Origin of the sequence: Caldifermentibacillus hisashii, from assembly GCF_039654145.1 — a bacterium.
GTDB classification, from domain to species: Bacteria; Bacillota; Bacilli; order Bacillales; family Caldibacillaceae; genus Caldifermentibacillus; species Caldifermentibacillus hisashii.
The window spans coordinates 994,167-1,020,044 of the sequence record NZ_CP155467.1; the positions used below are offsets into that span (position 1 = coordinate 994,167).

24 protein-coding genes, 1 riboswitch and 2 other annotated features are annotated in these 25,878 nt (G+C 39.9%); of the genes, 20 read left to right on the forward strand and 4 right to left on the reverse strand.

What is annotated here, in order from left to right; all coding sequences use genetic code 11:
* The first annotated feature begins 62 nt into the window (after positions 1–62).
* Positions 63–163: riboswitch (SAM riboswitch) on the forward strand.
* 68 nt (positions 164–231) lie between these two features.
* From NSQ14_RS04630 to trpA, 14 genes are all read left to right on the forward strand, one after another.
* Positions 232–957 (forward strand): phosphoadenylyl-sulfate reductase, encoded by a 726-nt coding sequence (locus tag NSQ14_RS04630; RefSeq protein ID WP_034768579.1) that lies wholly within the window; start codon positions 232–234, stop codon positions 955–957.
* 269 nt (positions 958–1,226) lie between these two features.
* Positions 1,227–3,065, forward strand: a complete 1,839-nt coding sequence (locus tag NSQ14_RS04635; protein WP_346216945.1) for an assimilatory sulfite reductase (NADPH) flavoprotein subunit — start codon at positions 1,227–1,229, stop codon at positions 3,063–3,065.
* 20 nt (positions 3,066–3,085) lie between these two features.
* A complete protein-coding gene (gene cysI, locus NSQ14_RS04640; RefSeq protein WP_346216946.1) occupies positions 3,086–4,807 on the forward strand; it encodes an assimilatory sulfite reductase (NADPH) hemoprotein subunit in 1,722 nt (573 codons plus the stop codon).
* Between the two features lie 156 nt (positions 4,808–4,963).
* Positions 4,964–5,740, forward strand: a complete 777-nt coding sequence (gene cobA / locus NSQ14_RS04645; protein ID WP_034768583.1) for a uroporphyrinogen-III C-methyltransferase — start codon at positions 4,964–4,966, stop codon at positions 5,738–5,740.
* Between the two features lie 14 nt (positions 5,741–5,754).
* Positions 5,755–6,507, forward strand: a complete 753-nt coding sequence (locus NSQ14_RS04650; RefSeq protein ID WP_328186217.1) for a sirohydrochlorin chelatase — start codon at positions 5,755–5,757, stop codon at positions 6,505–6,507.
* Positions 6,508–6,586: 79 nt separating this feature from the next.
* Positions 6,587–7,765, forward strand: a complete 1,179-nt coding sequence (gene sat / locus NSQ14_RS04655) for a sulfate adenylyltransferase (RefSeq protein ID WP_043988428.1) — start codon at positions 6,587–6,589, stop codon at positions 7,763–7,765.
* 185 nt (positions 7,766–7,950) lie between these two features.
* On the forward strand, positions 7,951–8,562 hold the full coding sequence (gene cysC / locus NSQ14_RS04660; RefSeq protein WP_034768585.1) for an adenylyl-sulfate kinase: 612 nt from the start codon (positions 7,951–7,953) through the stop codon (positions 8,560–8,562).
* 128 nt (positions 8,563–8,690) lie between these two features.
* Positions 8,691–8,934 (forward strand) — a binding site (T-box leader).
* Between the two features lie 45 nt (positions 8,935–8,979).
* Positions 8,980–9,292 (forward strand) — a binding site (T-box leader).
* Between the two features lie 63 nt (positions 9,293–9,355).
* The gene (trpE, locus tag NSQ14_RS04665) at positions 9,356–10,753 is read left to right on the forward strand and encodes an anthranilate synthase component I (RefSeq protein WP_346217111.1); all 1,398 of its coding nucleotides are present in this window, start codon (positions 9,356–9,358) and stop codon (positions 10,751–10,753) included.
* Positions 10,737–11,324 (forward strand): anthranilate synthase component II, encoded by a 588-nt coding sequence (locus tag NSQ14_RS04670; protein WP_034768586.1) that lies wholly within the window; start codon positions 10,737–10,739, stop codon positions 11,322–11,324. The genes trpE and NSQ14_RS04670 overlap by 17 nt, the downstream gene beginning before the upstream one ends.
* A complete protein-coding gene (gene trpD, locus NSQ14_RS04675) occupies positions 11,321–12,343 on the forward strand; it encodes an anthranilate phosphoribosyltransferase (protein ID WP_034768587.1) in 1,023 nt (340 codons plus the stop codon). The genes NSQ14_RS04670 and trpD overlap by 4 nt, the downstream gene beginning before the upstream one ends.
* A 1-nt stretch (position 12,344) precedes the next feature.
* The gene (gene trpC / locus NSQ14_RS04680; RefSeq protein ID WP_034768588.1) at positions 12,345–13,127 is read left to right on the forward strand and encodes an indole-3-glycerol phosphate synthase TrpC; all 783 of its coding nucleotides are present in this window, start codon (positions 12,345–12,347) and stop codon (positions 13,125–13,127) included.
* An 87-nt stretch (positions 13,128–13,214) separates the two neighbouring features.
* On the forward strand, positions 13,215–13,856 hold the full coding sequence (locus NSQ14_RS04685) for a phosphoribosylanthranilate isomerase (RefSeq protein ID WP_034768589.1): 642 nt from the start codon (positions 13,215–13,217) through the stop codon (positions 13,854–13,856).
* Positions 13,831–15,027 (forward strand): tryptophan synthase subunit beta, encoded by a 1,197-nt coding sequence (gene trpB, locus NSQ14_RS04690; RefSeq protein WP_034768592.1) that lies wholly within the window; start codon positions 13,831–13,833, stop codon positions 15,025–15,027. Before NSQ14_RS04685 ends, trpB begins: the two co-directional genes overlap by 26 nt.
* Positions 15,028–15,819, forward strand: a complete 792-nt coding sequence (gene trpA, locus NSQ14_RS04695) for a tryptophan synthase subunit alpha (protein WP_346216947.1) — start codon at positions 15,028–15,030, stop codon at positions 15,817–15,819. It abuts the gene before it with no gap.
* Between the two features lie 248 nt (positions 15,820–16,067).
* Here the strand turns inward: trpA and pdxT are convergent, their stop codons facing one another.
* A complete protein-coding gene (pdxT, locus tag NSQ14_RS04700; protein WP_346216948.1) occupies positions 16,068–16,670 on the reverse strand; it encodes a pyridoxal 5'-phosphate synthase glutaminase subunit PdxT in 603 nt (200 codons plus the stop codon).
* A gap of 117 nt (positions 16,671–16,787) precedes the next feature.
* Entirely contained in the window at positions 16,788–17,675 is an 888-nt protein-coding gene (pdxS, locus tag NSQ14_RS04705; protein WP_034768599.1) for a pyridoxal 5'-phosphate synthase lyase subunit PdxS, read from the reverse strand.
* 246 nt (positions 17,676–17,921) lie between these two features.
* Between pdxS and NSQ14_RS04710 the strand changes: the two genes are divergently transcribed.
* Positions 17,922–19,319, forward strand: coding sequence for a PLP-dependent aminotransferase family protein (locus tag NSQ14_RS04710; RefSeq protein WP_041847629.1), 1,398 nt, complete (start codon positions 17,922–17,924; stop codon positions 19,317–19,319).
* Between the two features lie 152 nt (positions 19,320–19,471).
* Here NSQ14_RS04710 and NSQ14_RS04715 read toward each other — a convergent pair whose 3' ends face one another.
* A complete protein-coding gene (locus NSQ14_RS04715; RefSeq protein WP_034768603.1) occupies positions 19,472–20,038 on the reverse strand; it encodes a nitroreductase family protein in 567 nt (188 codons plus the stop codon).
* 228 nt (positions 20,039–20,266) lie between these two features.
* Here NSQ14_RS04715 and NSQ14_RS04720 point away from each other — a divergent pair, with 228 nt between their 5' ends.
* Both NSQ14_RS04720 and NSQ14_RS04725 read left to right on the forward strand, forming a co-directional pair.
* Positions 20,267–20,437 carry a hypothetical protein gene (locus tag NSQ14_RS04720; protein ID WP_269147483.1) on the forward strand — a complete coding sequence of 57 codons (171 nt, stop codon included), beginning with the start codon at positions 20,267–20,269 and terminating at the stop codon, positions 20,435–20,437.
* A 39-nt stretch (positions 20,438–20,476) separates the two neighbouring features.
* The gene (locus NSQ14_RS04725) at positions 20,477–20,755 is read left to right on the forward strand and encodes a DUF1292 domain-containing protein (protein WP_095141545.1); all 279 of its coding nucleotides are present in this window, start codon (positions 20,477–20,479) and stop codon (positions 20,753–20,755) included.
* A gap of 22 nt (positions 20,756–20,777) precedes the next feature.
* Here NSQ14_RS04725 and NSQ14_RS04730 read toward each other — a convergent pair whose 3' ends face one another.
* Positions 20,778–21,923 (reverse strand): DEAD/DEAH box helicase, encoded by a 1,146-nt coding sequence (locus tag NSQ14_RS04730; RefSeq protein ID WP_269919690.1) that lies wholly within the window; start codon positions 21,921–21,923, stop codon positions 20,778–20,780.
* A gap of 388 nt (positions 21,924–22,311) precedes the next feature.
* Here NSQ14_RS04730 and NSQ14_RS04735 point away from each other — a divergent pair, with 388 nt between their 5' ends.
* The 3 genes from NSQ14_RS04735 (at position 22,312) to NSQ14_RS04745 (ending at position 25,611) form a co-directional block, all read left to right on the forward strand.
* Positions 22,312–23,514: an MFS transporter gene (locus tag NSQ14_RS04735; protein WP_269147484.1), complete on the forward strand. Its 1,203-nt coding sequence runs from the start codon at positions 22,312–22,314 to the stop codon at positions 23,512–23,514.
* Between the two features lie 141 nt (positions 23,515–23,655).
* Positions 23,656–24,540, forward strand: coding sequence for a DMT family transporter (locus NSQ14_RS04740; RefSeq protein WP_034768610.1), 885 nt, complete (start codon positions 23,656–23,658; stop codon positions 24,538–24,540).
* 102 nt (positions 24,541–24,642) lie between these two features.
* Entirely contained in the window at positions 24,643–25,611 is a 969-nt protein-coding gene (locus tag NSQ14_RS04745) for a cation diffusion facilitator family transporter (RefSeq protein WP_051989004.1), read from the forward strand.
* The last annotated feature ends 267 nt before the right edge of the window (positions 25,612–25,878 follow it).

Here is a 25,878-nt window from a genome sequence, read left to right on the forward strand (position 1 = left end):
TTGACTTTTAAAATAACACAGTTTAAACTTAATTCATACTAAAATTATAGGAAAAGATGATATTCTTATCAAGAGAGGTGGAGGGACAGGCCCGAAGAAACCTCGGCAACAGGTTTAAAAACACTGTGCCAACTCCTGCAGACAAATGTCTGGAAGATAAGAAGGAATATGATTAAATCTATCCCTTCTTATTTATCAAAATGAAGAAGGGATTTTTTTAGGGGTGAAATGATGATTGAACAGCGGATTTTATATGATAACTTTACAGATGATCCTTTCAAGAATCAACGGTTTACAGATGAAACAAAAGGGGCGTTGCCTGTTTTACAATGGGCATATGAGACATATGGAAATTCCGTTGTTTACGCCTGTAGCTTTGGGGCAGAGGGAATTGTCTTAGTGGATCTGATTGCAAAAGTTCAACCGGAAGCAACGATTGTTTTTCTCGATACCGGCGTTCATTTTAAGGAAACATATGAATTGATTGAAAAAGTAAAAATCAAATACCCGAGTTTAAATATTCAACTAAAAAAACCGAAGCTGACTTTGGAGGAACAAGCAAAAAAGTACGGGCCGGAGTTGTGGAAAACAGAGCCTGATTTATGTTGTTTTTTGCGAAAAATAAGGCCGTTGGAAGAAGTTTTGTATGGAGTCCCGGCTTGGATTTCCGGACTTCGCAGGGAACAGTCTCCAAGCAGAAAGAATACAGATTTTGTCAATAAGGACGAAAGATTTAAATCTATTAAAATTTGTCCATTAATATACTGGACTTGGGAAGATGTTTGGTCATATATCCGTCAAAATGAGTTGCCATATAATATTTTACATGATCAAGGATACCCGAGCATTGGTTGTGAGCCGTGCACATTGCCGGTTACAGATCCAAATAATCAACGTGCCGGAAGATGGGCCGGTTTTAATAAAATAGAATGCGGTCTACATACCCCGGCGAATTGAGGACCGGTTCATTGAAACAAAATGGGAATCAAATTGGGACTAAATTAATTTGTTGGAAAATTGGGAAACCAGAATTAAAGATCCGGTTCTTTGAAACAAAATGGGGAACCGAATGGAGGACCGATTTGATTTGTTGCAAAATTGAAAAATCCAAATAAAGACCCGGTTCATTTGTCGCAAAGTTGGATAATCATAATTTAAAAACATACTATTTTAATATGAATACTGTTTTATAGATTGTAACATAAGAAATGATGAGGTGAAACGTTTTGCAATTTAACGTGAATAACAGCCCATTTAATGAAGAACAACGAGAATATTTGAACAGGTTAATCCCGACATTAACCGAAGCACAAAAAATATGGTTGTGCGGGTTCCTGTCCTACCCGTTCATTGCCGGGTATGAACAAAGCGTGCAAGTTGATCAAACAGCTGCCCCGAAAATGGAACAATCCATTCAAACTCGTGAAGTAACCGTACTGTTTGGTTCTGAAACGGGCAATGGGCAATCGTTGGCAAGTACGATTGTTGAAAAATTACAAGCAAAACAATTACCGGTGCAATCATTTTCGATGGACGACTTTAAACCGCAAAATTTGAAGAAAGTTCAAGATTTATTAATCATCACGAGTACCCATGGGGAAGGGGAGCCCCCGGAAAATGCCCGGTCTTTTTATGAATTTTTACATAGTAAGCGGGCACCAAAATTAGAAAATGTCCGATTTTCTGTGCTTGCATTAGGTGACGAGTCATACGAATTTTTCTGTCAAACCGGGAAGGACTTTGACAAACGTTTGGAAGAATTAGGAGGAGAACGGCTCTATCCAAGGGTTGATTGTGATGTTGATTTTGAGGATCCGGCAGAACAATGGATGAGCGGAGTAGTTGCCGTCTTACATGAAACAAGCAATGCAAATGCATCGGCCATATCTGTTTCGGAAAAGCAAGCGGCGGCTACTCTGTTGGAGGAAAAACAGTCGGTTTATTCGAAAAAGAATCCTTATCCGGCTGAAGTACTTGAAAATATTAGTTTAAATGGTCGTGGTTCGAATAAAGAAACCCGCCACCTTGTGTTATCGTTGGAAGATTCCGGTCTGACTTTTGAGCCGGGAGACAGTTTAGCCATCTTACCGGAAAATGATCCGGAACTTGTTGACAGTTTAATCAATGAACTCGGATGGAACCCGGAAGAATCGGTGCAAATTAACGAGGAAGGTGATATTTATTCATTGCGAAAAGCCTTGCTCTCCAAATTTGAGATTACTAGACTAACGAAATCATTTATTCAGGCGGCAGCTGAACTGTTTCATAATGAAGAGTTAAAGAAACTTGCAGCACCGGGCAATGAAGAAAAAGTAAAAGCTTATTTAGATGGTCGGGATTTACTTGATTTTGTCCGGGATTTTCGACCGGTACAACTTAAACCCGTTGATTTTATTCATATTCTAAGAAAATTGCCGGCGCGCCAGTATTCAATTGCCAGCAGCTTAAAAGCAAATCCGGATGAAGTACATCTCACCATCAGTGCCGTCCGTTTCCAAGCCCATGGTCGCAATCGAAAAGGTGTATGTTCCTCTCAAATTGCCGAGCGGATTCAACCCGGCGATATGTTGTCTGTCTATGTGGATCAAAATCCAAACTTTAAACTGCCAAGTAACCCGGATACACCAATTATTATGATCGGGCCGGGAACAGGTGTAGCACCATTTCGGGCATTTTTGCAAGAGCGTGAAGCAGAAGGAATTACAGGGAAAAGTTGGTTATTTTTTGGTGATCAACATTTCTCCTCAGACTTCTTATATCAAGTTGAATGGCAAAAATGGTTAAAAAATGGGGTGTTAACGAAAATGGATGTTGCTTTTTCGCGGGATCAGGCGGAAAAAGTTTATGTCCAACACCGAATGCTTGAAAAAAGGAAAGAATTTTATCAATGGCTGGAAGACGGGGCTGTTGTTTATGTGTGTGGAGATGAAAAGCATATGGCTCGCGATGTTCATCAAACGATCCTGACGATTTTAGAAAAAGAGGGTGGTTTGACTAGTGAACAAGCCGCTGTTTATATCGATCAAATGCGAAAACAAAAGCGTTACCAGCGAGATGTTTACTAAAACAGGGGAGGCGACAAAGCGTGGAACAAAATAAAACAAAACTTAGTGATAATGAGCGGATTAAACGGGAGAGTAATTATTTGCGAGGGACAATTGCGGAAGGATTAAAGGACCCGATCACCGGAGCCATTTCTCCCGATGATAATCAATTATTAAAATTTCATGGAAGCTATCAACAAGACGACCGTGATGTGAGAGATGAACGCCGCCGAAAAAAATTGGAACCGGACTATCAGTTTATGATTCGTGTGCGGATGCCCGGGGGACTGGCAACCCCAAAGCAATGGTTGGAAATGGATCGACTTGCAACTACTTATGCGAATGGAACTTTGAAACTGACGACAAGACAAACGTTCCAATTGCATGGTGTCTTGAAATGGAACTTAAAACAAACAATGAAAGAAATCAATGAGGCACTTTTTACAACACTTGCCGCATGTGGTGATGTAAATCGGAATGTTATGTGTACTCCGAATCCAAATTTATCGGATGTTCATTACGAGGTTTATGAAGCGGCAAAAAAAATAAGTGACCATCTACTGCCGCAAACACCTGCCTATCATGAAATTTGGTTGGACGGAGAAAAAGTAATCGACACAAGCGTTGGTCAAGAAATTGAACCGATTTATGGACCTACGTATTTACCGCGAAAATTTAAAATTGGGATTGCGATTCCGCCTTCCAATGATGTAGACATTTACTCCCAAGATTTAGGCTTTATTGCGATTGAAGAAGATGGTGAACTAAAAGGATTCAATGTTGCGGTTGGTGGCGGGATGGGGATGACCCACGGCGATTATCGTACGTATCCGCAAATTGCCCGTGTGATCGGTTTCTGCCCAACGGATAAAGTAGTCGATGTGGCAGAAAAAATTGTTTTAGTTCAACGTGATTATGGAAATCGTTCCAACCGGAAAAATGCCCGTCTCAAATATACGATTGATTCCAGAGGCATTGAATGGTTTAAAACCGAGTTACAAAATCGGTTAGGTTGGGAATTAGAAGAGGCAAGACCATTCCATTTTACCCATACTGGAGATCAATTTGGCTGGATAAAAGGAAATAAGAAATGGCATTTAACGTTATTTATTCCAAGTGGCCGGGTAAAAGACGATGAAGAGACCCAATTTCTCACCGGATTAAGAGAAATTGCCAAAATCCATACCGGTGAATTTCGATTAACCCCGAATCAAAATGTCATTATTGCTAATATAACAGCAAAAAAGAAAAAAGAAATTGAGAAACTGGTAGAACAATATCATTTAGCTGGCGGAACATATGCATCTCCTTTATGGCAAAATTCCATGAGTTGCGTCGGTTTCCCAACTTGCGGATTGGCGATGGCCGAGTCTGAACGGTATTTTCCGACTCTGCTCAAAAAGATTGAAGCCATTACAAAAGAAGTCGGGCTCAAACAGAATGAAATAGTCATTCGAATGTCAGGCTGTCCAAACGGCTGCTCAAGACCGGCTTTGGCAGAAATCGGATTTATCGGGAAAGCACCCGGAAAATACAACCTGTATCTGGGTGGCGGTTTTGCCGGCAATCGTTTAAATAAATTATACAAAGAAAATATTGGGGAAAAGGAAATTTTAGAAGCGTTATATCCAATTTTTCAGCACTATGCAAAAGAACGAAAAGAAGGAGAGCGGTTTGGTGATTTTGTCATTCGAACCGGTTATGTGGAAGAAGTTCATTCCGGATTAGATTTTCATGGTTCGAAAACGGTCAAAAACATATAAAACACATGCACTAAACGAAAAAATATATTGTTAATTTCTTCATTGATAAGTGGATATTTCATCACTTGAAAATCAGCGAATACGACAATTTTTATCAGCCTTAAAAGGTCTATAAAAAGTTAGCGGATGCCAACAAAGAAAGAATGAGGTGGAACGATGGGGAAAGTTTATTTAGTCGGAGCGGGACCGGGTGATCCTGAATTAATTACTGTTAAGGGTTTAAAAATTATCCAACATTCAGATGTAATCCTTTATGATCGTTTAGCTAACCAAGAATTACTTGCATATGCTAAAAAAGATGCCAAATTAATTTATTGCGGGAAAAGCCCGAACCAGCATACGTTATCACAGGAAAAAATAAATAGCTTGTTATGTAAGTTCGCTGCTCAAGGTAAAGTTGTTGCGAGATTAAAAGGTGGAGATCCTTTTATTTTTGGACGCGGAGCTGAAGAAGCAGAAGCGTTAAGGAAATGCGGGATCCCATTTGAAATTGTTCCGGGGATTACTGCCGGTTCTGCTGTCCCTGCCTATGCAGGAATTCCCTTAACCCATCGAGATTACAGTTCCTCGGTTACTTTTATTTCCGGTGTTAGACAAGAAGGTGCCGATACGGAACAATATTGGCGATATTTGGCACAGGGAACGGACACAATTTGTGTCTATATGGGTGTAAAACAATTACCAAGTATTTGTGAACGACTAATTCGCTATGGAAAAAATCCATCCACACCAATCGCCATCATCCATTGCGGAACAACGACAAAACAAGAAACCGTAACAGGAACGCTGGAAAATATAATCGAGAAGGCAAAACATATTCAAAATCCGGCAATGATTGTCATTGGTGAAGTGGTCCGGTTAAGGGAAACGATTCAGTGGTTTGAATGGAATGCGGTTCAACAAGCATTTCCAATTCAGGCAGCACTCGGTTAGTGAGGAGAAAGTGTATGCTGGGAATTTTATATGTTTGTCACGGGAGTCGTGATTTAGCTGCAATAGCGGAAGTTCAGGATTTTATTGCTTCGGTGATGAATGAGGTCGATGTTTCGTTTCAGGAATGTTGTTTTTTAGAATTGGCTCAGCCTGATATCGACCAAGGGATTGCCAAACTCATTGAAAAAGGTGTAACGAAAATCGCTGTCATTCCTGTGTTGCTATTAAGTGCCGGCCATTACTATATTGATATACCTAGAAAGCTCGAAGCAAACAAAGAAAAATATCCGAATATATCTTTTGCATACGGGAAACCCCTTGGTGTCCAAGATCGGTTAATTGATATTTTAGTAGACCGGATTAACGAAACAGGTGTACCAATCAATCATCAGGCGAAAATCCTGTTGGTTGGAAGAGGCAGTACTTATCCGGAAACGAAAGTAGATATTGAAAGGCTTGCAAAAATGTTGAGCGAAAAAATCCATTTTAAAAATGTAAACTATTGTTTTTTGGCAGCTTGTAAACCGTCTTTTGCAGAGGAATTTGCATTGTCATTAAAAGGTAACTATTCACAAGTATGGGTTGTTCCTTATTTATGGTTTACCGGATTTTTAATGAACGACTTGCAAAAGACCATCGTTACGCATAAAGATGTAAAAAAGCAAATTATATTAACAAAGCAACTTGGAAGCCATCCAAACATAAAGGAAGCATTAAAGGATCGTGTTTACGAAACCGTTCAATCATTATCCTTTATTCGGGGATGACGTTGTGCCAAGAAGTGCCTTACATGGAGCAAAAATCCAGTTATAAAAGGTTTTTGTTGATTTTACGGGAGGGGTATTAATGGCTGTTACAATGAAGGAAGAACAAAAAGGAATTCCGGCCCATGGTGGAAAACTGGTTCAGCGAGTTTTGTCGGGTCAGGAAAGAGAGTTTTATTTAAATATAGTAAAATCGTTAAAATCATTAAAATTGGATCGTTGGAGTTTATCAGATTTAGAATTGATCGCGATTGGCGGTTTTAGCCCGCTTACCGGTTTCATGGGGGAAAAGGATTATTTACGGGTGATAGAGGAAATGCGCCTTAGTGATGGTACGCTTTGGAGTATTCCCATTACTCTCCCCGTGTCCAACGATGATGCGGATCTATATGATATTGGTAAAGAGATAGCCCTTAAAGGGGAAGATGGTATTGTCTATGGAATTCTACGGTTGGAGGAAAAATATTATCCTGATAAAGAAAAAGAAGCACAACTTGTTTACGGGACGACCGACCTAAACCACCCGGGTGTGAAAAAATTATTTGAAAGAGGTGATGTTTATTTTGCCGGCCCGGTCTATTTATTAAACCGGATCGACCACGGCCAATTTGAAGACTTCTATTTCGAACCGGCTGAAACAAGAAAATTATTTGCCGACTTGGGCTGGAAAACAATCGTCGGTTTTCAAACGAGAAATCCCGTTCACCGGGCCCATGAATATATTCAAAAATGTGCCTTGGAATCTGTCGATGGTTTGTTACTCAACCCGCTCATTGGTGAAACAAAATCCGATGATGTTCCGGCTGATATAAGAATGGAGAGTTATCAAGTTATTTTGAAAAACTATTTTCCTAAAGATCGGGCCAGGCTCGTGATTTATCCTGCCGCTATGCGTTACGCCGGACCGAAAGAAGCCATTTTGCATGCAATTGTCCGGAAAAATTACGGGTGCACGCATTTTATTGTCGGACGTGATCATGCCGGTGTCGGTGACTATTATGGAACATATGAGGCGCAAGAATTAATTTCCAAATATGAGGATGAATTAGAAATCCAAATTTTAAAATTCGAGCATGCTTTTTATTGCACAAAATGCGGGAATATGGCGACAGCAAAAACTTGCCCTCATGACAAGTCTGCACATGTTCATTTGAGTGGCACAAAGGTGCGGGAAAAACTTCGCAATGGGGAAGACTTGCCTAAGGAATTTTCGCGTCCGGAAGTTGCTGAAGTATTAAGAAAAGGATATGCAACAAACTGATTGAAGGAAAAAAAGCGCGTGGCAAACCTATTTGCGATGTTTAAACCGGCCGGCTAAAACTAAAGTCGTCCTGTTACTACTCATGTCTACCTTCATCCTGTGGACCAAGTGCCCCGCAGGAGAACAGATTTGCTTCTTTTACTCAAATAAGTCAACGGTAACAATTAGAATTTGGGGGAAATGGAATGGGAAATGCAACGAATATTGTTTGGCATGATTCAAAAGTGACGAAGGAAGACCGCCAAATATTAAAAAAACATAAAAGTGCCGCTGTTTGGTTTACCGGTTTATCCGGTTCAGGAAAGTCCACACTTACCGTTGCCGTGGAAAAGGAACTTCACCAACTGGGCGTCCACACTTATCGCTTAGATGGAGATAATATTCGGTTTGGCTTAAACAAAGATTTAGGTTTTAGTCCCGAGGATCGGGCAGAGAATATTCGCCGGATTGGAGAAGTAGCAAAATTAATGGTTGATGCCGGATTAATTACATTGACAGCCTTTATATCTCCTTACCAAAAAGATCGGGACAAAGCAAGAGAGATTATTGGTGAAGCGGAATTTATCGAAGTTTATGTAAAATGCAGCTTGGAAACTTGTGAAAATCGCGATCCAAAAGGGCTGTATAAAAAAGCCCGTGCCGGTGAAATTAAGGAATTTACGGGCATTGATGCACCGTATGAAGAACCGGTAAACCCGGAATTAATCATCGATACAGAAAAACTGTCATTGGCCGAGTCTGTTCAAACCGTGATTCACTATTTACTTGAAAAAGGTTTTATTCCAAAAACAAATTAATGAAATCCATTTTACAATGAACAAAACAGGATGCGCTTGGCGTTTTTTCAACAAACAAATGAATAAGAAAATTTGTTGTTGACATATGATTTGAATTGTTTTATTATTAATTTAAATAAATCGAAAATTTTCAGGCGATGAAGAAGAAGAGTATTCTATTTTGACACAAAAAGAGAGCCGGTGGATGGTGCGAACCGGTGTGATCGGATAGAAGAATGGGCTTCTGAGCTTCCAAACCGAACCAAAATTTCGCAGTAGGCTTTGGCGATATTGTCTTGTCGTTATCTGAGACAGTTTAAGTTTATAATACTTAAACGCTAAAGTGAGCTGTTACAGCTAATAAAGGTGGTACCGCGGTCCCTCGTCCTTTACGGATGGAGGGACTTTTTGCATTTTGTAAAGAAAAAACAGAACATGAATAAATCGATGAGTAAGAAGAGTAGGCAGTTTTGAAGCGTTGCAGAGAGCCGGTGTTGGTGGGATTCCGGTACGTGGATAGTTGCTGAATGGCCTTACGAGAGGTGGGCTGAACAACAAAGACGGGATGTGGATTTGCAAGTTAGATCGAATTTTTCCCGATGTTAAGTAGGTAAACCCGTTTTTCCGGCGTTACACGGATAGGATATCAGATGAATATAATGCAAATATTTTCATCCCGTATCCGAAAAAGATGAAAAGTATTTAATGCTTTTCAACAGAGGTGGCACCGCGGTAATCAATCGCCCTCTGCAGACATAAGTCGTTTGTGTTTGCAGGGGGCTTTTTATTTTTGAAAAAGAAGGGAGAAAAAATGATGGGAGAAACACCGCTTTATAAATTTAAACGAATAAAAAATTTAACATTCACGCCAACGGATATCTATCTCCGTTTGACCGGGAAGAAAAAGTTTCTCTTGGAAAGTACCTTTCAGCACGAAGAAAAAGGCAAATATTCGTTTCTTGGGGAAGATCCTTACTTGGAATTTATCGGCATAGGAAACGAAACAACTATGATGAATCATGAGACCGGTCGTTCAGAAAAATTAACCGAAAATGCCTTAACGGTCATCAAAAAACAATTACCGAAAATCGATGTAAATCTCCCGCTTCCGTATTACGGAGGGGCAATTGGCTTTATTAGTTATGATACCATTCGGCAGTATGAGTATATTGGTGAAGATCTTCCGGATGATATTGGAATGCCGGATATTCATCTGATGGTTTTTAAAAATACGATTGTCGTTGATCATAAAAATCAAGTGATTTATTTAATCGTGATGAACCTGGATTATGAACCGGAAGAGCGATTAAATGAACGATTACAGCAACTCCAAGCCGTTTTAGTGAATCCGTTCCAGGAGAAGGTTCCGGTAATGGAGCCAATCCAATTTTCCCCTGATACAACAGCGGAAGAGTTTAAGAGAAATGTAGAAGTGGCTAAGGAGTATATACGAAAAGGTGATATTTTTCAGATCGTTTTGTCACATAGGTTTACCGCCGAGTTGAGACAAAACCCGTTTCACCTGTATCAAAGACTGAGAGAAGCCAATCCGTCCCCGTACATGTTTTTTATCGATTTTGAAGATTATATTGTTCTTGGCGCATCTCCGGAAAGCTTAGTACAGACGAAAGGGAGGACCATTATTACCAATCCAATTGCCGGAACACGTCCACGCGGAAATACCGAAGAAGAGGATGCCCGGCTTGTCCAAGAACTGTTGGCAGATGAAAAAGAACTGGCCGAACATCGAATGTTGGTCGATTTAAGCAGGAATGATCTAGGGCGTGTTTCCGAAATAGGTACGATTGAATTGCCAACCTATATGAAAATTGAAAAATATCAACATGTGATGCATATTGTTTCAGAAGTAAAAGGCAAGCTGAGAGAAGAATTTACTAGCATTGACGCTTTAATTTCATGCTTGCCGGCAGGAACGGTTTCCGGAGCACCGAAAATCAGAGCCATGCAAATTATTAATGAGCTCGAGAACAAGAAACGAGGCGTATATGCCGGCGGGATTGGGTTTATCAATTTTAATTTCGATATGAATATTGCCCTGGCCATTCGTTCCCTCGTTGTCAAGGATGGAAAGGCGCATTTACAAGCCGGAGCGGGTATTGTTTATGACTCGGACCCGGAAACGGAATACATGGAGACGATGAATAAAGCCAAATCATTAATGGAGGTGGCGGGAAATGTACTTATTGATTGATAACTATGATTCTTTCACATATAACCTATACCAATATATTTCCGAGCAAAAAGTGAATATAAAAGTAGTCCGTAATGACCAAATTTCAATAGAGGAAATCGCTGCATTAAAACCGGAAGCGATTATTATTTCTCCCGGACCCGGTACGCCTGAAGAAGCGGGAATTTGTATCGAAACAGTGCAACGTTTTTACCAATCTGTCCCGATTTTAGGTGTTTGTTTAGGACACCAAACAATTGCCGTGGCATTAGGGGGCAAATTAAGGCAGGCCAAGGAAATTAAGCACGGAAAAACTTCTTTTATATCTCATAATGGTCAAGGGGTATTTACGGATTTGCCGGAGCCGGTGGAAGTCATGCGCTACCATTCTCTTGTCATTGATGAACAAGTTATCCCGGACTCACTGGAGATTGTTGCCAAATCCATTGATGATCATGAAATCATGGCTGTTCAACATCGACATTTTCCAACTTACGGAATCCAGTTTCATCCGGAATCGATTGGTACAGAAGTGGGCAAACAAATGATTCGTAACTTTTTACAAAAAACAAGAGAGGAGATTATAAGATGAAAGCTTATTTGGAGAAGTTGATCAGCGGTGAAGATTTAACTTTTGAAGAAATGAAAGAAGTAACGGAATACTGTCTGGAAAAAGCGACTGATTCGGAAATCGCCGCCTTACTGACCGCCATGCAGGCAAAAGGAGAGACGGCTGAGGAAATTGCCGGAATCGTTGATGTCATTTTAGCAAAGTCTACGTTTAAAATACCTGTCATTACCGACGCAATCGATAATTGTGGCACAGGTGGCGATAAATCTTTCAGTTTCAATATTAGTACCACGTCCGCATTTGTCATTGCCGGAGCCGGGATCAAGGTTGCCAAACACGGAAACCGCAGTATCACAAGTAAATCAGGCAGTGCCGATGTGCTGGAAGCCTTAGGAGTTTCCTTAACCCTTTCAAAAGAACATGTTGAAGAATTATTGCAGGAAAATAACATTGCTTTCTTATTTGCACCCAATGTTCATTCGTCATTAAAACCATTTACAAAAGTAAGAAGGGAACTTGGTATCCGCACGGTTTTCAATATTATCGGACCTTTAACAAACCCGGTTCATTTGAACGCTCAATTACTTGGTGTTTATGACAAAACATTTTTGAAAATGTTGGCAACAGCATTGAATCGATTAGGCAGAAAGAGAGCGGTCGTGATTAATGGGGCCGGCAATCTCGATGAAGCAACCCTTGCCGGTGATAATCATCTTGTTTTTTTAAACAATGGAGAAATCACTTCCTTTACGTTGTCACCGGACGATGTCAATTTGCCAACCTATGCAAAAGAAGAGATTCGTGGGGGAACTGCACAGGAGAATGCAGACATTTTATTGAGCGTACTAAAGGGGAAAAAGAGTGCTTATTATGATACGGTTTTGCTGAATGCCGGACTGGGAATTTTTGCGAGCGGAAAAGTTAACTCAATTCAGGATGGAATTGAGAAGGCAAGGGAAAGCATCGAGTCGGGTGCCGCATTGAAACGATTGGAATACTTAATTGATTACAGTAAAAAAGTTCCGAGCGGGGTGTCTTAAGTTGACCATATTAGATGAAATTATTGCAAAGAAAAAAGACGAGATAAAGACATTAACCGGTCAAACCTTTCAACCGGTTGCCTATGAACCAGTCCCGACTTTTCAAAGTTTAGTAGCTGCTTCTTCACAAATGAATATTATTGCTGAAATTAAGCGGTCATCACCATCAAGAGGAGCGATAAACACAACTGTTGATCCTGCCGATCAAGCGAAAAGGTATGAAGCACTTGGAGCAAAAGCAATCTCTGTTTTAACGGACCAAGCTTTTTTTAACGGTTCAATAGAAGATTTGATTCAGGTGCGGAAAACCGTCCGGCTACCGATTTTATGTAAAGATTTTATGATTGATCCGGTGCAAATAGATCGGGCAAAAGCAGCAGGGGCAAACATTATTTTATTAATCGTCGCTGCCCTATCGGATGCCCAACTGGCTGAATTGTACCAATATGCAGTTGAAAACGACTTGGAAGTGCTTGTGGAAGTGCATGATGAGGAAGAAATGGAACGGGCATTACGACTGGAACCGGAAATAATCGGCATCAATAACCGCAATTTAAAAACGTTTGAGGTAAACTTGGCAACAACGGAAAGGCTTGCTTCGATGGTTCGCGGCATGAAGACGATTTTAATCAGTGAAAGTGGTATGAAGCAACAAGGAGATGTTATACGTGTTCGGAATGCCGGGGCGAATGCCGTTTTAGTCGGCGAAACGTTTATGCGGGCGGAGAATTTGGAAGAAACTTTTAAATCGTTCCAGGTTTCATTATTTCAAAATATAAACTGAAAAGCATTAACCGACAGGAAGACCCCCATTGATGGAAGTGTCACTTTATGAAAACAAAGATTTTACAGGAAAGGAAGTGAGCCATACATGCTTGTGAAAATATGCGGTATTCAAACTTTGGAAGCAGCCCGGACAGCTGTTCAAGGGGGCGCTGATTTTATCGGATTCGTTTTTGCTGACAGCCGGAGAAAAATCACCCCTGAAACGGCCCGGGAAATTGCTAACGCATTGCCGAAACAAGTAAAGAAGGTAGGTGTATTTGTTAATGAAACGGTTGAAAAAATGACAGAGATTGCGAATATGGTGGGCTTGGATTTTTTGCAACTTCATGGCAATGAGCCGGCAAGTGTAGCCGAAAAACTACCATTACCGGTGATCAAAGCATATTCAGCCGATTTAATCAATCATTCTGAAATAAGGTCCTATCCTTGTGACTATTACTTGATTGATAGTCCAAAAGGAAAATATCACGGTGGTACCGGGAAAACATTTGATTGGAAGATTGCAAAGGATTTCGAGTTGGACCGTCGCAAACTTATTTTGGCGGGAGGTTTGACACCGGATAATGTCCGGGAGGCAATTACGGTTGTTGGTCCGGTTGGGGTTGACGTTTCCAGTGGTGTAGAGACAGATGAAAAAAAAGATACGGAAAAAATTCGTGAATTTATTAAACAAGCAAAATCGACGGGAAAGGATGAGTCCATTGACAACTTATACAATGCCAGATAAAACAGGGCGATACGGAAATTTTGGTGGGAGATTTGTACCGGAATTATTAATGCCGGCATTATTGGAACTGGAGGAAGTCTATGAAACAGCAAAAAATGATCCTGCATTTTTACAACAAGTGGAATATTATTTAAAACAATATGTCGGGAGGGAAACACCGCTTTATTTTGCCGAGCAATTGACGAAAAAGCTCGGCGGACCGAAAATTTATTTAAAACGGGAAGATTTAAATCATACCGGTGCCCATAAAATTAATAATACAATTGGTCAGGCGCTGTTGACACTGAGGATGGGCAAGAAAAAAGTGGTTGCTGAAACAGGTGCGGGACAACACGGGGTAGCTACTGCAACGGTCTGTGCCCTATTTGGCTTAGAATGTATCGTGTTTATGGGTGTTGAGGATATTGAACGGCAAAAATTAAATGTCTTTCGCATGGAAATGTTAGGGGCTGAAGTAAGAGGCGTATCCAGTGGCAGCGGGACATTGAAGGATGCCACCAATGAAGCGTTACGCTACTGGGCGGCTCATGTGACCGATACCCACTATATACTAGGTTCTGCAGTTGGTCCGCACCCGTTTCCGCTGATCGTTCGTGATTTTCAGTCAGTGATCGGTAAAGAAACAAAACGGCAAATCGTTGAACAGACAGGAAAGTTACCGGATGCTGTCGTCGCTTGTGTCGGTGGGGGAAGCAATTCAATCGGTATGTTTTATCCGTTTATTGAAGACGAGTTCGTTAAACTATATGGGGTTGAAGCGGCAGGAAAAGGTGTGGATACCGATTTGCATGCGGCTACTCTAACAAAAGGGGACGTCGGAATTTTGCACGGGACCTTGTCAAAACTTTTACAAGATGAACATGGGCAAATAACAGAAGCCTTCTCAATATCGGCAGGCCTGGATTATCCGGGAGTCGGTCCGGAACATAGTCATTTACATGAAACGAAGCGAGTCACATATGAAGCTGTAACTGATGAAGAAGCACTGGACGCCTTTCAATTTTTAACAAAAACGGAAGGGATTATTCCGGCGTTGGAAAGTGCCCATGCAGTTGCTTATGCGATGAAACTGGCAAGAACGATGTCGCCGGATGAGACCATGGTTATTTGTTTATCCGGTCGGGGCGATAAAGATGTGGAACAAGTAAAAAGCCGATTGGAGGAAAGATAAATGGGTAAGGAACGGATTGAGCAAAAATTTGCCCAAAAACTTGCGAGTGGTGAAAAATTATTTATTCCTTACATTATGGCGGGAGACGGTGGCCTTAATGTGTTGGAGGAGCGGATTTGCTTTTTAGCTGAATGCGGGGTTGCGGCGATTGAACTTGGAATCCCATTTTCTGACCCGACCGCCGATGGACCAACGATTCAAAAGGCCGGGGTTAGAGCATTAAAAAATGGTACGACTTTAGCGGGTGTTTTGGAAATACTTGAAAGTTTTAAAACAAGAAGAGAAGTTCCCGTCATCCTTATGACATATATAAATCCGATATTTCATTACGGTTTGGAAAGATTTGCCAAAGCTTGTGTGCGGGCCGGTGTTGATGGTGTGATTATTCCGGATGTTCCATTAGAAGAGGAAGATTTGATTGCTGGGTTTTTGCATCAACACGGGATTGCGTTTATCCGACTTGTTGCATTAACGAGTCCAAAAGAGAGAGTTGTTGAAATTGCTCGCCGTTCAGAAGGGTTCCTGTATGCAGTTTCGGTTATGGGGACAACCGGTGTGAGACAACATCATGATGAGCATGTAAAAGAGTATTTGCAAACATTAAAAGAAGTAAGTCCTGTCCCGGTTTTGGCAGGATTCGGGGTTTCCAAAGGGGAACAAGCCCGTGACCTAGGCGAATATTGTGACGGGGTTATCGTTGGCAGTAAAATTGTTGATTTATTCAATGAAGGAAAAATAAAGGAGATTCAAGAATTGATTAAAGACAGTTTGATGACCCGGTCGAAAGCTTAGCAATAAGAAACAAGGCACGGTTGCCATAAATCCAACCATCGCTGCAGTTGCTGCGTCGAAAGCTTAGTAATAGGTAACATGGCACTACATCCATATCTTTCGCAGGTCGTTAAGTTAAGGGCACCAACCTCATACAAAAAATAACCCTTCTAAAAGTTATTTGCCAACTTTTAGAAGGGTTAAGTTTTGTTTGGCTAAGCTTTTTGTGATGTATTTGTTTTCCAAAATCCCGGAAGCGTTTCGCAAATCTAAGCCTTTTGGAATGTTTTTGTTTTGCTTTCATTAACCATTTCCACAAAAAGCTCAAGAAAGCGGGAATCCTCTGTCAATTCCGGATGAAAGGCCGTCGTTAATAAATGGCCTTGTCTGGCAGCAACAATATGACTATCTACCTCTGCCAATACTTCTACTCCACCGCCAACTTTTTTAATATACGGTGCACGAATAAAAACAGCATGGAAAGGGGAATCAAATCCGGCAACTTCAAGGTCGGCTTCAAAACTTTCCCGCTGACGACCAAAGGCATTTCTTTTAACAACAATATCCATGAGGCCAAGATGGACAACTTCCGACCCTTCAAGCTCTTTTGCTAAAAGAACCATCCCGGCACAAGTACCGAATATCGGTTTCTGCTCTTTGGAAAATTGTATCAACGGCTCAAAAAATCCGTATTGGTCAATTAATTTTCGCATGGTGGTACTTTCTCCGCCGGGGAAAATAAGCCCGTCAATTTCATTTAGTTGAGAAGGCCGCTTCACAATGATTGCGTGAATTCCTAATGATTCGACTTGTTTCACATGTTCTTCAACGGCTCCTTGTAACCCTAAAACACCAATTGTTAAATCACTCATTTATCTCACTTCCTTTACATTAGGCTATAATTCAGTTTGTTTAAAAATCATAACCGGAGATTTTCCAGTTGAGTAAAATTCGTTATGAAAGGGATCATTTGGCACCTTTAAGTAACCTTACCAACCGCGTTCTTGCATTCTTTCTTCGGCAGCCAATGTTGAAATTTCAATTCCTTTCATAGGTGTGCCAAGATCTTTAGACAATTTGGCAATTAAATCATAGTCTTGATAATAAGTCGTAGCCTGAACAATGGCACTGGCAAATTTCTCCGGTGTTTCCGATTTAAAAATACCGGAACCGACAAATACACCGTCAGCACCTAATTCCATCATCAATGCTGCATCAGCCGGTGTTGCCACGCCCCCTGCTGCAAAATTAACAACCGGAAGTCGACCGGCCTCTTTAATTTGTTTTAACACTTCAAATGGGGCACCGAGATTTTTTGCCTCAGTCATTAGTTCATCGTCGTTCATATTTACTACTTTACGAACCTGTGCATTAACTTTGCGAATATGACGAACGGCTTCAACAATGTTACCGGTTCCGGGTTCACCTTTTGTCCGAAGCATGGCAGCCCCTTCACCAATCCGGCGGGCTGCTTCCCCCAGATCACGGCAGCCGCAAACAAACGGAACGGTAAACTCACTTTTTAAAATATGAAACTCATCGTCAGCCGGAGTCAGTACTTCACTTTCATCAATGTAATCAACGCCCATAGCTTCCAAAACTCGTGCTTCAACAATATGACCGATTCGAGCTTTAGCCATAACCGGGATTGATACGGCATTCATTACTTCCTCAATAACCCTGGGATTTGCCATTCTCGCTACACCACCTGCTGCACGAATATCCGATGGAACCCGCTCTAAAGCCATTACGGCAACCGCTCCGGCAGCTTCAGCGATTTTTGCTTGTTCCGCATTGACCACGTCCATAATGACGCCGCCTTTTTGCATTTGCGCCATCCCTCTTTTTACTTTATCTGTACCAACTAATTTCTCCATTTTCCCCACTCCATTTCTTTTAAGTATTCTTTTGCATTAACGGTCACTAAATCTTCCCCATAAGGCTTAGGAAAATCAAAGAAGCAAAGGTAGATGATAAGCGCCCGTAAAATGCCCGATTGGTTTGAACCAATACAATGTTTTAATATATTGCATTTTTAGAAGTTTACTATATTATAGAAAGTATCTGATACCATTAAAAGTGTCAGTTTTTATAAAATTGACCATGCCAGTGAGGTGTTTCAAATGGATATGTTATCCATTCACATTGAACGTACTAGTGATACCCCCATTTACGAGCAGTTATACATTTATATAAAAAAAGAAATTGCTTCTGGAAAAATAACTTTTGGTGAAAAATTACCTTCCAAACGTAAATTGGCCGAGTTTCTAAAAATTAGCCAAAATACGGTGGAAACCGCTTATGAACAGTTGGTGGCAGAAGGGTATGTGGAAAGTGTTCCGAGAAAAGGTTATTTTGTCCAAGCCTATGAGGATTTAGAGTATGTTCAAAAGGAAATGACGAATACATCCCGTGAGCAACAACCCATTATACAAATGAAGTATCACTTTCATCCGGGCTGGGTCGATACCGAACATTTCCCCTTTGAAAAATGGCGCAAATATGCAAAGCAAACAATGGAAAAAGAAAACCGGCATTTATTGTTAGCAGGAAATCAACAGGGAGAATATGAGCTGAGGAAAGAAATTTGTCAATATTTATTTCAAGCAAGGGGTGTTCATTGCAGCCCGGAACAAATAGTCATCGGTGCCGGTTTAGAAATTTTATTGCAACAATTAATACTATTGCTTAATAAACGAACAGTCTATGGTGTGGAAGATCCGGGTTATCATGTCATTTCTCATCTCTTGAAAAAATATGAGTACCATGTTCTGCCGCTTGAGGTTGATGAGGAAGGAGTGAATGTGGGAGAAATTGAAGAAAAGAATATTGATGTCATTTATGTTACACCGTCCCACCATTTCCCATACGGGTCGATTCTTTCCGTAAACCGGCGTACAAAGCTGTTGAACTGGGCGGCTGCAAGACCTAATCGTTTTATTATTGAGGATGACTATGACAGTGAATTTCGCTATAGCGGAAAGTCCATTCCGTCACTGCAAAGCATGGATCAAAACGGGAAAGTGATTTATTTGGGAACTTTTTCAAAATCATTAATGCCATCTATTCGGATCAGTTATATGGTCCTGCCTGATTCTTTATTGCAAAAATATAAAAAAGAACTCACCTTTTATCAATGTTCCGTTTCGAGAATTGATCAGCATATTCTAACCGAATTTATGCGGAACGGGGACTTTGAAAAACATTTGAATCGAATGCGGAAAATATACCGGCGAAAATTAGAGAAGGTACTTGATTTACTTAAACCGTATCAAGAATTAACGGTGTCCGGTGCCCATTCCGGATTTCATCTCGTTTTAGAAGTGAATAACGGGTTAAAGGAAAAAGAACTTGTCGATCGCGCGCTTCAGGCTGGTCTTAAAGTGTATCCAGTTTCGGCATACTCCATTATTAAAAGGGAGGAAACCCTGCCAAAAATTGTTCTTGGATTTGCCGGAATTCCTGAAAAAGAATTGGGCACGGCCATTAAGTTGTTGCTAAAAAGTTGGAAGATATTTTAAGAGAATGATTTAAGCAATTTTGTCCGGTAACAAAAATATTAAGGAAAATTCATAAAATACGGGTGATTTTCCGTTATAGAGCGATTTAAAAACTGATATTAAATGGTAATAAGAAAAGCAGACTCATAAGCAAGAGTCCGCTTTTTCTTTCGTTAGTCAAACCAAATTGTTTTTTCCTCTGCCGGTGTCCGAACGGCTTTAATTTCGAAATCCTTTTTCGGATAGCCGAGATAAATGAGTCCGATTATTTTATCATTTTCCTCTAACTTCAAGTAAGGCCTCAATTCCGGTTCATGGGCGATGTCGCCGGTTCTGACAATCGTGGCTAATCCTTTTTCCGTCGCAGCCAAGAGGAAGTTTTGCAGGACACAACCACAAGCGGCAATTTCTTCAATTTCCGGAACTTTTCCTGATGGACTAACTGCCAATGCAATAATAACCGGTGCACGCAGCGGACCTTTTGCCGCTTTTTCAATTTTTTGTTTGGCTTCTTCTTCGCTTAAACCTGTTGATTTTTCCTTGGTAATACGTGCCATTTCTTCACCGAGTTTAACCCGGCCTTCCCCTTTAATGACCCGGAATTTCCATGGTTCTGTTTTTTTATGATTCGGTGCCCAGACGGCAATATCGAGTAATTCTTTAACCACTTCATCCGGAACATCTTTTTCATCAAGTGCACCAATGGAACGGCGCGATTTAATTAATTCAACTAATTCCATTTGTGATTCCTCCCTGTATATTCCATTACCCTTTAAGTATATGATTCTCAAGGATTTCATTCAATTTATGTGATTTTAAAAATTTTTGCAGTACATTTAGTCAAAACGATTGTTAAATCTGTATTTACTAAAAACTGATTCATTCCGCCCATTCTGTTTCAGAACATGTACCTAATAATGAAATGAGCCATATAATGCGATTGAGAAAAATTGAAAGGGGAAAGGAAAATGGATGGTATGTCCCGACAAACACTTGCATGGCATGAAACAATGGGACTTCATGAATTAGTTGCTTCTCAATCGATTGGCTTAATGAAGTTAAAAATGGGATTACGAAATATTGATGACATGCGAAAAAATAGGAATAAACAGCAAAAAGAGGGGAATATTAACATCTAGTTTGAACAACTGTTAAATCGAAAAAATGTGGTGGATTTTGTGGAAAAAGTTGAAGTAGGCGAAGTTTTTACAATTAGTGATGAAGCAGGAGAAGAAAACGAGGTTGAGGTTTTAGCTGCATTTCCTGTTGATGGAGTTGAATATGTAGCGGTTAGTTTTACTGAGGACTTACAGGAAGAAACCGATGAGGGTATCGACATCTTTTTCTTGAAAGTAGACGAAGAGGGAGATTTAGCGGCAATCGGTTCCGATGAAGAATTCGATAAAGTTTCACAAGCATTTGACCAGATTATGGAAGAGGAAGAAGGCGGAGAATAACATTTTCTCCGCCTTCTTTATGCTATTTATGAGGATTTTTTTTCACATCCACCATTTTCCCTTTATACAATTCTTTCCTACTTATTTTCACATTCAATTCCTTGCTCATCTTTTTTAAAAAACTTTCTTCTCGTGCATTGACGAGCGAAATAACCGTTCCTGTTTTACCCATTCGCCCGGTGCGTCCGGATCTGTGCAAATATTGCCCCTCTGTACTTGGAAAATCGACATGAATGACAGTAGCAATATCAGGAATATCGAGACCTCTTGCCGCTACATCGGTTGTTAGGAGGAGAGGGGCAGCGCCGGAGCGGAATTGAGTCAGTGCCGTTTTTCGTTCCATTTTATTTCCTTCACTCGTTAAAACCGCAAGCTTTAATCCATGATAGGTAAGTTTTTCAGCGGCTTCCTCAACTTTAACGGTATTCTTGAAAAAAGCAATGGTTCGCCCCGGATTTGTATGCATGATTTTTCGGAGCAAATCGATCTTTTCCCGCTGCTCACATGTTATATATTGATGCTGAATAGTTGCATTTTCAGGTTGTGTTTGAATCCGAATCATTTCCGAATTATTCATGAGCTCACGGGCGATTTCTTCTGTTTCTTTCGTAATGGTTGCTGAAAAAACGAGCAGTTGTCGGTCTCTCAAAGTAGAATGAATGATATTTTTTACTTCAGCTAAATGCTCCCGGGAAAGAAGTCTGTCCGCCTCATCAACAACCACGGTTCTCACTTCATGCATTTTCATTTTTTTCATTTTAATTAATTCGTACATCCGACCGGTTGTACCGATAACAATTTGTGGTCGGCTTTTTAGCTTTTCTACTTGTTTCTTTAGATTTGCCCCGCCAATGAAAGAATAACTTACGATTTCGGTTCCTTTCGTAAATTTTCGAACCTCGTCCAAAATTTGCATCGCCAGTTCACGGGACGGGACAAGAATGACCGCTTGGATGTCTTTTTTGTCCTCATTTAATCGCTCCAGTATCGGAATTATGTAGGCTAATGTTTTCCCGGTTCCTGTCGGTGATTCTGCAATTACATCTTTTCCGGCTAAAATAAGTGGAACAGTCTGCTTTTGGATCAATGTTGCGTCGGTAAAGCCCGATTTCTCCCAATTTTCCTGTAAAAATGGTTTCATTTGTTGCAAGGCAGTCCAGTTTGCCATGATAATCATCCTTTTTCATGTTTCTTTTCAGTGTCTTCTATTGTATAGGATTTATAAGGAAAGTACAAAATTTGCATTAAATTGTTCATCTTAAGGAAAATTGGCTATTGTTTTAAAGGCGAATTCAAATTATACTTAAACTTACAATTATTATATATTGGTTATTCTATTATTATATGGAAAAATTATTTTGTGCCGCCAAATGAGAGCCGATCGCCGGATCAGGTAATTGGCACTTAAGTCCCATATAAGTTACTAACCTTGAAGATACCATCTTCAGGGATTTTAACAATTTATCATCTACCGTAAAATTAGTAAAGATAGCCTTTTTAAGGGGGGAGTTTAAATAATATTTTTTCAATTTCACCGGACGATTAAAATTCGAATTATTGAATCTTTCTTAAGTACGGCAATTAGTAATATGATTTTTCCATTCATGGCCATCTACTTGTCGAATCACTTTGGCGTAAAAATTACCGGAATTCTTCTTCTTGTCAATGTTTTTATCGGCATTGCTTTATCGTTTTTTGGCGGTTATGTTTCTGACCGTTTTGGCCGGAAGAAATTAATCGTTTTTGCGGAAATGTTACGGTTTTTCGCTTTTACAGTTATGATGATTTGTAATTCCCCTTGGTTTACGTCACCGCTAATTACCTATTTCATGATGACGATTAACACAATTTGCTGGTCATTGGGTGGTCCGGCAAATCAAGCAATGTTGATTGATGTCAGTAAACCCGATGAGCGAAAATATATGTTTTCCATTATGTATTGGGCGAATAATTTATCGATTGCAATTGGAGGGTCACTCGGCGGATTTCTTTTTAAAGATTACCTTTTTGAATTGTTAATTGCTTTGTCAATAACTGCACTTATTACTGTTATACTTATTGTCTTTTTTATTGATGAGAGCTATGTTCCGGAACAAGTTGCAGATCAGAAAGTTTTTCAGCATATATGTCAAATGTTGCGCAATTATCGGGAAGTTTTCCGGGATCATCTGTTCATTCTGTATTGTATGGCCATTGTTTTCGTTATGTCATTAGAGTTTCAATTGAGTAATTATGTCGGAATTCGATTAGAAAGCGAAATGCCGGTACAACGATTTCTTTGGTGGGAACTTGATGGCATTGAGATGACCGGTCTTTTGCGGACGGAAAATACTGTACTTGTCGTATTAATGGCTTTATTTGCTGCAAAAATGGTTTCACGCTTCAAAGATCGTCATGTGATTATTCTCGGATCGTTCGTCTTTGTCGCTGGGTATGCTTATATATCCTACTCGAACAATATTCCATTTTTATTTATCGCAATGGTATTAGCCTCTGTTGCCGAGGTTGTCCGTGTTCCGGTTGAGCAAAACTATCAAGCAAGTCTCCCGCCGGTTCACGCCAGAAGTTCCTATTTAGCTGTCAGCGGGATGGGATATAATTTGGCTCAATTGATCTGTTCCATCACAGTTATGATAAGTGCGTATTTAAATAATTTGGCTACAACTGTTTTTATTGCCGCTATCGGATTTTTTGGTGTGTTTATTTTCATGAAAATCGGATCGGCACTCGATCATCGTGTAAAAAAATCCGCTGCCTAAATTAGCTCATACTAGACTTGGGACATCTTGTCTTGGGTCTAGTTTTATAAAAAGTTATATAATACCTTGTTCGTTTTATTGTAAAATAATAATTAACCGCTAAATTGCAAGATTATATAGAATAAGTTGGAGGAAGTATATATGCCGGGGAAACTAAAGATGATTACCGCCATGTTGATTTTCGGCAGCATCGGTTTATTTGTAAAAAATATTCATCTTTCCTCCAGTGAAATTGCATTGTTTCGGGGGATCATCGGGAGTATATTTTTACTTGTTGCCAGTTCCGTCTTAAGGAAAAAAATCCGTTTTCATACATCAAAAAAGAATATCGCACTCCTTATTTTGTCCGGTGGGGCAATCGGTTTTAATTGGATTTTTTTGTTTGAAGCTTATCGTTACACAACGATATCCAATGCAACCTTAAGTTATTATTTCGCGCCAATCTTTGTCATGATACTAGCTCCGTTAATTTTAAAAGAGAAATTAACATGGATGAAGGTAACGAGTATCGTAAGTGCCATGGTTGGATTATTTCTTATCGTCGGGACGGATACCGATGCCGGAGAAGGATATGATCATGTAACAGGGATTATGTATGGTTTACTGGCGGCTGCCTTTTATGCAAGTGTGATAGTAATGAATAAATTTATTAAAAATTTACCGGATTACGAGACGACGGTTGCTCAATTGTCCCTCGCTTCTCTTGTTTTGCTGCCCTATGTTTTCCTGAATGAAACGGTTAATATCGGTTCACTGGATGGAAAATCAGTTTTATTCATGATTATTGTTGGGATTATTCATACGGGATTAGCCTATGTTCTCTATTTTTCAGCTTTAAAAGAATTAAATGGTCATACAATCGCTATTTTCAGCTATATTGATCCGATTTCCGCAGTCATTATGGCCGCCATTTTCTTAGGAGAAGGGATGAGCTTTGCCCAAATGATTGGTGGGATATTGATTTTAAGTTCGACCTATTTAAGCGAAAGAAAAACAATTTCCTTTCCGGCAAACGGCAAAAAATGAGTCATAGGTTAAATTGCAAAAATTCATTGTTTTTGTTTAAAAATAACTGGTTTCGTGCCATAATAAAGTTGTTGTTTAATTGTTTTAGTTAGGAGACTTTACATGATAAAGCTCATTATCAAAAAATTTATTTCCGACTATGAAAATATAAAAGATAATAATGTACGTAAAAACTACGGTATTCTTTCCGGAATTCTGGGAATTATTTGCAACTTGATTTTGTTCTCTATTAAAATTGTGACAGGGATTTTGATGAATAGCATTGCGATAATTTCGGATGCTTTTAATAATTTGACGGATTCCGGTTCTTCCTTCATTACAATCTTAGGGGCAAAATTTAGCAGTAAGCCGCCGGATAAGGAACATCCATATGGTCATGGAAGATTTGAGTATGTCGCCTCATTAATTGTTTCTTTTATTATTTTCGGAGTGGGTATTGAACTATTGCGGAATTCGATTAATAAAATTATTCATCCGGAAGCCATTCAAATCAATTTGTTTTCAATAATCATTCTATCCCTGTCGATTTTAATTAAATTGTGGATGTACTCGTATAATCGCTATATTGGTATTTTAATCAATTCAAGTATGAATAAAGCAACGGCTAAAGACAGTTTAAATGATGCGATTGCAACAACAGGCGTAATTGCAGGTACGGCTATTGGAGCTGTACTTGAATTTCCGGTTGACGGAATATTAGGGGTTATTATTTCTATTTTAATTATTTATACGGGGTTTACAACCGCAAGAGACTCGGTCAATGTTCTGTTAGGCACTTCCCCGGATCCGGAATTACTTGACAAAATTCAATATCTCATTGATCAAAATCAAACCATCAATTATGTTCATGATTTAAAAATTCATGACTATGGCCCGGGGAGATTAATGGCCTCCATGCATGTCGTTGTACCGCCGGAAATGACCGTGGCAGATGCCCATTTTATCATTCATGGACTGGAACAAAAAATTGAACAGGAATTAGGAATTGAAATCGTGATTCATATTGACCCGGTAAAAGATATCGACGAAAATCCGGATTTATTAAAAAAGGATTTTCGATCACCTCAGTAAAGTGAAACTTCCATCAGTGGGGGGTCTTCATCCTTCACTGATGGTTAGTTGAACCAATCGGACATCATCCCCACCTATCACTCGAAAAACTTGAAGTAGTTATCTTACTACCTGTTAAGGCGGGATAAAATTTCCCGGGGAATCTGCTTTATCTCAGTTTAAATAGGGAAAAGCCCTTGTCCAGACACATCCAGGTAAGTTTTCCTTATCATCCCAAGCAAATCAAAAGCATTCACAAAGTTTAATATTCCATGTTATGATAGTAAA